Here is a 6,227-nt window from a genome sequence, read left to right on the forward strand (position 1 = left end):
TCAGTATTGTTTTTGCTTTTTTAACGGGATATTTGTTTAGTTTTTTCTATTTTTTAGAAAAAGATCCACTTTGGGAAATTTGCATTGGCTTTCCGTTTCCACATTTTGGCTATAATTTTATGGGAAACGGTTGCCAAGATTTTTTATGGGGTTATGGCAGTGGCACAGGAAAAACTGGTAAATTCGCCTTGGCTAACCCGCTGATTTGTTGGGTAATATGTTTTATTTTTTACACATTTTTCAAAAAACAAACCACAACATTACAACAAAAGATAAAAACCCTGTTTTCTGTTCTGTTATTGCCGATTTTAATTTTTTGTAGCATTTCGTTCCTTTCATTTTTTCCGTTGGAAAAGCAAAACAACGTAAATGATATTTTGATTGGGCTTCCGTTTCCGTTTTACGAATACAGATATATAGGAGAAAATTGTTCAACCATTGTGAAGAATTGGAATATAATTCATTTAATCTTAGATTTTTTTATTACGTTTACAGCGATTTTTGTATTGCGAAAATACCTGTTTTACAATCCATATAAGTTCAAAAAAGATTTTTTGGGGTTTATTTTTGGGAATTATTTTATATTGAAAACATTATGACAAAAAAAGTAATTTTCTGTGCATTCGTCATTTTTGTAGCGTGGATAGTAGCCATTTTCGTACACGATATGGGAGTCTATTTCTACAAAAAGCATTATTTCTTCCAAAGGGATATATCGTGGGGGATATTGGTTCATCTTGTATTCAAATTTTTATATCCTATCAGCTTGATTTTTAGTGCATTTTTATTCTTTTGGAAAAAGAAAACAGCAATTATTCCGTTTTTAATATTATTTTTGTACGTCGGATTCATAGGGTGGGGATACCGCCCCTTGCGGACAATACTTATATTAACCTCAATCAGTTTAGGATATTTTTTATTATTCATCAGTTTTAGAAAAATAGAAAAGAAATTATCTTAATGTTGAATAAAATATAACAAAAATTGGGTAACAAAAAGAACTATGAAGCAATTTTGGAGATATAACATTTTATCAGCAATGGTATTTTTTGTTGGGTATCTCGCATCGTTTTACTATTCATTCAAAACGGAGATAGAGTTAGCCATAACAAGCGTCTTTGTCTTGTTTTTAATTGCTGTTTTTCAGCTTATTGTAAGTATTTTTGCCTCGCTATCATTCATCAAAAAGCAAACTATCTACACACTTTTTTTTATATTTTTACTATCACTAATCGTAATAATAGAAATTATTTTAGCAATGGTTTTATTGGTCGGAGCAAGGGCAAAAGGAGTGTATGGCTATTAAAAATCAATACCTCATGATTTTTTTTTAACAAAACATTAATATCTTTTGATTAATCTCATTTTGAAGTTCAATTTATTAAAAATCAAATAGTTATAAAAATTAGTAAATAAAAAACATTTTTTTAGTAGTATAATACACAAGTTTTTACTAACTTTACGCCCTAAGAGGGTAACCAATTTTATATTTAATGGGTTTATTCGACAAATTATTTGGAAATTCTAAGGAAAAAACAGACACTCATTTAGGTGCATTTGCACCTAATAACGACCATACACCTATGGATGAACGCTTCGTTGTCAATTTTAAAAACAACGGAGGGATTTTTGTTTATTGTGATACAATGAAAGAGATTATTGATGCTTTTGATGGAATTGTTGGAGAGAATTTGCAGGAAAAAATTTGTTGTCCCAATTTAGAAATTGAACACATTTTCTCAGAACATTATGCTCGTTTTTTTACAAATTCTTTCGAGCATGCCTCTGTTTTTATGACGGATTGCGAATACCTCATTGCTTTTAATGGTTCCATTTTATTTTCTTCAAATCAATTAGGAGGCAAGCGACTGAATGAACTTCCTGAAACCATTATTGTTTTTGCTAAAACTAGTCAAATTGTAAATCATATAAGTGACGGATTACGCGGTATCAATGGACGACCAAAAGAGCAACGACCAAGTAATATTACAACTTTTCAGAATTTTGAAAAACGAAAAGATAATAATTTTTTGTCTTACGGAAGTTGTCCTCGTAAGATGTATTTACTTTTGTTAGAAGATTTAACCTAATTTTTTTCTCGTGAATGAACTTTTGAAAAGAGGATTAACAGGAGTAATATACATTTTTCTACTACTTGCTGCTATTATGCTGAACGCTTCGGCATTTGACTTTCTATTTCTTATCTTTGGGATCATTTGTATATACGAATTCAAACGTATTATTCGTCTATCAGAGTATCGCATTTTCTTTACTTTCCTGCTTTTATGGTGGATTTTTATTCATATTGATATTAACCTGTTTATCAAAAATATTCTGCTTTTTGCTGTAATTATTACGAATCTGATTCTAACTTTTCATCTTTTCAAAAAAGAAAAAATTACATATACAGAAAGGGAAAAATTTATGCTGAGTTTGCTATACATTGGTGGAGGTTGTATTTTCTTACCAATGATTTATCAGAGTGAAATAGCTCGTTTATATGTCGGTTTTGAAGATTTTAGACTTCGTCAAATTTTTTCAAGCTTCCCAACCGAAGTTCGTTCGCTCAACGAAGCTCAACATACAATGATAGGGATTTTGTGTATCATTTGGGCAAGTGACAGTTTCGCTTATTTGAGCGGAAAGGCTTTAGGCAAGCACAAGTTATTTCCATCGGTTTCTCCTAAAAAAACGATTGAAGGTTTTATAGGCGGATTTTTAGGAGCATTACTTTTCGCTGTTCTTTTTTCATATTATAGCGAAAAATCAACACTTACTTGGATTCTTCTATGTATTATGCTTGTGGTAACTGGCGCTATTGGCGATTTGGTTGAGTCAAAATTCAAGCGAGTTGGTGGTAAGAAAGATAGTGGAACTATCTTGCCTGGTCATGGGGGCTTGCTTGATCGTTTAGATAGTCTTATTTTTGCTTCGCCTTTTGCTTATGCTGTATTGCAAATTATTTATTTTATCAATCATTAAAAATTATGTTTCATAAAGAAGGTTTTAAAATTATTTCAATAGCTGTTTTTATAGTAGGAGCTATTTGCCTCTCAGTAGAATATCTTATTGATATCGTTTGGTTACAGAAAATAATTCAGATTGTTGCACTTGTTTTTTTGGCACTGATACTTCAATTTTTTCGTAATCCGAAACGAAATACACAGCAAGATTTGCACAAAATTATTTCGGCTGTTGATGGAAAAGTAGTTGTTATAGAAGAGGTCTTTGAAAAAGAATATTTTAATAATAAACGGCTGATGATTTCAGTATTTATGTCTCCACTCAATGTTCACGTAACTCGCTATCCTACAAGCGGAAAGATTGTTTATAGCAAATATCACCCAGGCAAATACTTGGTTGCTTGGCATCCCAAAGCTTCCGAAGAAAACGAAAGAACTACGGTGGTTGTTGAAAACGAAATTTTCGGTAAAGTACTCTATCGTCAAATAGCAGGAGCTTTGGCAAAGCGAATTGTCAATTACGCTAAAGAAAACCAATTAGCTATACAAGGTACTGATGCAGGATTTATCAAATTTGGTTCACGAGTTGATATTTATTTACCGCTTGATGTTGATGTGAAAGTATCTCTTAATCAGATAGTTAAAGGAGGAATTGATATCTTAGCTGAGAAATAGAATTTTCTCTAAAATTCTGTCTTTTTGAAATAAAAAACTCAATTTGATGATTTCAAGTTGAGTTTTTTGTTACCAAAATTTTCCATTATTTTTCTTGTTCCATTAGTTCTCTTATTTTTCGCTCTTCCCAATTCTTTCCGAAGAAAATATCGGGGGCAAATACCCTGAGTGCGTGTGAAGTCAATCCGATTCCCCAGCCGAAAATCACCCACAAACTCCAAGGGTTATGCGGATTTTGATAAAGATTTAATCCCACCAAAAAAGAATTGATTATCAAGTAAGAAAACAGATGATTGTAAAATTTTTTGAGTTTTTTCACGCGTTTTTGTGCCTTTTTGTAGGCATTTTCGTTTGTTGTTTCCATTGTATTTCAGTTTTAAAATTATTTCAAATATCCTTTCAATGCCTCTACATAACTATCAAATGCTTGTAATCCTTTCGGGGTGAGCGTGAGGATCGTGTTGGGGTAATTATCTTTAAATAACTTGGTTACGGAAATGTATCCTGCCGTTTCGAGTTTGCCTATCTGCACACTGATATTCCCCGAAGTGGCTTTGGTAACTTCCTTTATTCGGTTGAAATCTGCTTTTTCTTCCGAAACCAAAAGCGACATTATCGCCAGTCGCAACTGCGAATGCAAAAGTGGGTCTAAATCTTTAAACATCGGAATTATTTTTTTTAATTTTTTGGGACATTTCAATGATTTTCTGAGCAATTTCTTGACAATGCCTTTGACTGCCCAGCATTCCCATCGATTGTGTTTCCACCTGATACAGATGTTTTGCTATTTTGAACGCATCTGCATTTCGAATTACCAAACTAAATATATGCGGTGTGTAGCTTTGGTATTCGTCTCGGCATTCTTCATTATCATTTACGCCTATGGGATCCCAATTTTCCCAAAGTATTTTATCAATAGCCTTATATAATTGCTTCTCTCTCTTTCTGTGTCATACGATTGAATTTATTTTTTTAAACCAAAATTACTCTTCTATTTGGAATAATAGAGCATCCTTGTTGATTAATTTTATATTTGGATAATCATTTTTAAAAATTACTTCACCTATAAAAACAATGTTATATACAGCATTTTCTTCTATTAGATCTTTAATATTCCCTCGATATGAACTTGTTTTACGCATTTCATTTTGGTTATTTCGCCTCCAAATTTCTAAAAAATAATATTTAAATTTTTCTCCTTCTTTTTCTCCTTCTTTTTTTCCTTCTTTCTCTATTGTTCTGAGTATCCCTTTCCCATAAAATGCATAAATCTCCCCATTTTCATTTTTATCTATAAAATTATTTAAACTTTTTCTTCTCAAGGATTTTGTGTGTGTTACATTTCTATTTTCCTTAATAAGCATCGGAGATACATCAATATCAGAATATTTTTCTTTATTAGTTGAAAAATTTTCAATTTTAGATTTGCAAAGCATCCTCATTATGGAATGTAATTTATCTCTTATTTGATTTTTATCCAAAGAATTAAAATAGCTTTGAATCATTTTTTTTGTTGCATATTCAAAATTATATGAGCATTTAGGATAATGTTCAGATGATGGTATTCTTCTTAGATGAGCTTTACGAAAACTAGTTTTTTCCACAAATGTTAGTTTTGCCTTAAAACACTCAGGGCAAAACATATCATTGTTATATTTATTTCGTATATTCTCATTGTCTATTATTTTTTCAATATCAAAAATTTCTTTCTCTATTTGAGAAAAAAAGTGTTCAAATGATTTATTTTTCATAATCCCATTCTGTGTAAAATATTTTATAAATTTCGTTTTTTATAATCTGTGTGCAGTTTTATCCCTGGAATTAGCAACATCAATACCGCCAAAAGCGAACTTAAAAGCGTTATGAAATATCCGTAATTCACATATAATGAACTATAAATCAATACAAAAGAAACCGATGAAGTAAAAATCCAAAGTCTGTTTTTCAATTGTAAAGCAGTTGCCAAAGAAGCCATTACCATAGGCGAATAAATGATTAGGACTAAAAATTTTGATAAAATCGGTGAAAATCCGCCAATCATTGCCGAAATCCCTGCAAAAAACCAAATCCAATCCGTCCAATCGGTTGATTTTCCTTGTTTTTCGGCTTTGATACTTTTTTTCATTTTGGCAGCAAAGGTAAAAATAAATCCCAAAGGCATCAAAATAGCCCATACCAAGCCTGATTTTTCAGGATAATAATTGAAATGAAGCATCAGAAACTGCAAAATTCCTGCTATTGCTACCAAAATTCCCCAAAATATAAAGAAAAATCCATTTTCCTCATACTTTTGTTTTCGTTGATTGATAATTGTTTGAATAATTTTCAAACTTTCATTCGGATTAAAATTTTCCATTTTTCTAAATTTTAAAGTTAATAATCTAATTATTTATTGTATATCCGTAATCACTCATAAGCTGTAATATTGGCTAAAACCAATCTGTCAAATAAATGCTCTGCAAAGTAACGACGATTGAGCTTGTAAACAAATTCGTCTAAGTATAATTGTAAATACTTCCGTTTGATTTTGTGATAGTTACATAATAAATTCCGCTTGGCATTACTGATAACAATATGCACCCATTTCAA

12 protein-coding genes are annotated in these 6,227 nt (G+C 31.1%); 6 read left to right on the top strand and 6 right to left on the bottom strand.

All coding sequences use genetic code 11. The annotated features are described in order from the left end of the window. The 6 genes from OO775_RS02175 to OO775_RS02200 all read left to right on the top strand — a co-directional run. Window positions 1-599, top strand: a 599-nt coding sequence (locus tag OO775_RS02175; RefSeq protein ID WP_264845371.1) for a hypothetical protein, incomplete at its 5' end; no start/stop codon positions are given. After that, window positions 596-961 (top strand): hypothetical protein, encoded by a 366-nt coding sequence (locus OO775_RS02180; RefSeq protein ID WP_264845372.1) that lies wholly within the window; start codon window positions 596-598, stop codon window positions 959-961. The genes OO775_RS02175 and OO775_RS02180, both read left to right, overlap by 4 nt. A gap of 42 nt (window positions 962-1,003) precedes the next feature. Then, window positions 1,004-1,306, top strand: coding sequence for a hypothetical protein (locus tag OO775_RS02185; protein ID WP_264845373.1), 303 nt, complete (start codon window positions 1,004-1,006; stop codon window positions 1,304-1,306). A 187-nt stretch (window positions 1,307-1,493) separates the two neighbouring features. Beyond that, window positions 1,494-2,090 (top strand): LUD domain-containing protein, encoded by a 597-nt coding sequence (locus tag OO775_RS02190; RefSeq protein ID WP_264845374.1) that lies wholly within the window; start codon window positions 1,494-1,496, stop codon window positions 2,088-2,090. Between the two features lie 10 nt (window positions 2,091-2,100). Further along, window positions 2,101-2,982: a phosphatidate cytidylyltransferase gene (locus tag OO775_RS02195; RefSeq protein ID WP_264845375.1), complete on the top strand. Its 882-nt coding sequence runs from the start codon at window positions 2,101-2,103 to the stop codon at window positions 2,980-2,982. Between the two features lie 5 nt (window positions 2,983-2,987). Then, window positions 2,988-3,638, top strand: coding sequence for a phosphatidylserine decarboxylase family protein (locus OO775_RS02200; RefSeq protein WP_264845376.1), 651 nt, complete (start codon window positions 2,988-2,990; stop codon window positions 3,636-3,638). 85 nt (window positions 3,639-3,723) lie between these two features. On the opposite strand, the gene OO775_RS02205 is transcribed toward OO775_RS02200, so the two are convergent. The 6 genes from OO775_RS02205 to OO775_RS02230 form a co-directional block, all read right to left on the bottom strand. After that, window positions 3,724-4,002, bottom strand: a complete 279-nt coding sequence (locus tag OO775_RS02205) for a 2TM domain-containing protein (protein ID WP_264845377.1) — start codon at window positions 4,000-4,002, stop codon at window positions 3,724-3,726. Between the two features lie 18 nt (window positions 4,003-4,020). After that, the gene (locus tag OO775_RS02210; RefSeq protein WP_264845378.1) at window positions 4,021-4,302 is read right to left on the bottom strand and encodes a winged helix-turn-helix domain-containing protein; all 282 of its coding nucleotides are present in this window, start codon (window positions 4,300-4,302) and stop codon (window positions 4,021-4,023) included. Then, entirely contained in the window at window positions 4,295-4,456 is a 162-nt protein-coding gene (locus OO775_RS14050; protein ID WP_309297235.1) for a hypothetical protein, read from the bottom strand. The genes OO775_RS02210 and OO775_RS14050 overlap by 8 nt, the downstream gene beginning before the upstream one ends. A 165-nt stretch (window positions 4,457-4,621) precedes the next feature. Next, window positions 4,622-5,389 carry a hypothetical protein gene (locus OO775_RS02220; RefSeq protein WP_264845379.1) on the bottom strand — a complete coding sequence of 256 codons (768 nt, stop codon included), beginning with the start codon at window positions 5,387-5,389 and terminating at the stop codon, window positions 4,622-4,624. A gap of 23 nt (window positions 5,390-5,412) precedes the next feature. Next, the gene (locus OO775_RS02225) at window positions 5,413-5,994 is read right to left on the bottom strand and encodes a hypothetical protein (RefSeq protein ID WP_264845380.1); all 582 of its coding nucleotides are present in this window, start codon (window positions 5,992-5,994) and stop codon (window positions 5,413-5,415) included. Window positions 5,995-6,044: 50 nt separating this feature from the next. Then, window positions 6,045-6,227 (bottom strand): transposase (locus OO775_RS02230; protein ID WP_264845103.1); only part of this gene is annotated, 183 nt, incomplete at its 5' end.

Source organism: Capnocytophaga catalasegens (assembly GCF_026005215.1).
Lineage (GTDB): Bacteria > Bacteroidota > Bacteroidia > Flavobacteriales > Flavobacteriaceae > Capnocytophaga > Capnocytophaga catalasegens.